The sequence below is a fragment of the Vibrio sp. 10N.222.46.A1 genome (assembly GCF_041473595.1).
Taxonomy (GTDB): Bacteria; Pseudomonadota; Gammaproteobacteria; order Enterobacterales; family Vibrionaceae; genus Vibrio; species Vibrio tasmaniensis_A.
Genome location: NZ_JBFRSN010001229.1, coordinates 1 through 716, shown reverse-complemented (window position 1 = coordinate 716; position 716 = coordinate 1). Strand labels below are relative to the sequence as shown.

Sequence of the window (716 nt, the reverse complement as noted above, 5' to 3'; positions counted from 1 at the left end):
TATTGCGATTGCTCGTGCCATCCTAAAAGATCCAAACATTCTATTGTTGGACGAAGCAACCAGCGCACTAGACAGCGAAAGTGAGCATCACGTTCAACAAGCTTTAGAAGAGTTAATGCGTGGCAGAACGACGATCATTATCGCTCATCGTTTATCAACAATTAAACACGCCGACCAGATTGCGGTGCTCGATAAAGGACAGCTAGTAGACATCGGCGACCACCAGTCTCTCATCAATAGCTGCGAATTGTACCAACGCTTAGTTGAACTGCAATTCAAACACCTTAGTGCGTAATCATTGAGTGGATGTGCGTAAGTCGTTTGTTTAGTGAGACACTAATCAATAAGTAACGAAAAGTTAAGTCACTGACATTGTGTGGTTTCAAGCTTCAAAAACTTAAATCACACGTGTTGCAGTTTTGTTAATTTAGCGGTAGGGTTTTTATTCCAATAACAACTTATCCCGATGAAGGATAAGCAGATTACATTAATTACCCAGATAACATTAACTACACAGATAACAATAAGAGAGTTCGCATGGAAGCACTATTATCTGACTACCCGGTAGTAACAGAAATCCCTGTCGCTTGGGGAGAAATGGACGCACTCAATCACGTTAACAACGCCGTATATTTTCGCTATTTCGAAACCGCTCGCTTAGATTTTTTCAAGCACGTTGAGCTGATGGAAGAGATGGCGATTACCAAAGTTGGTCC

Annotated in this window: 1 protein-coding gene and 1 pseudogene; both read left to right on the top strand. The window is 41.6% G+C overall.

From position 1 onward, the window contains the following. A pseudogene (locus tag AB4496_RS25475) lies at positions 1 to 295 on the top strand (ABC transporter ATP-binding protein); the annotation flags it as partial. Between the two features lie 242 nt (positions 296 to 537). Continuing rightward, positions 538 to 716, top strand: a 179-nt coding sequence (locus AB4496_RS25470) for an acyl-CoA thioesterase (protein WP_372132632.1), incomplete at its 3' end; no start/stop codon positions are given.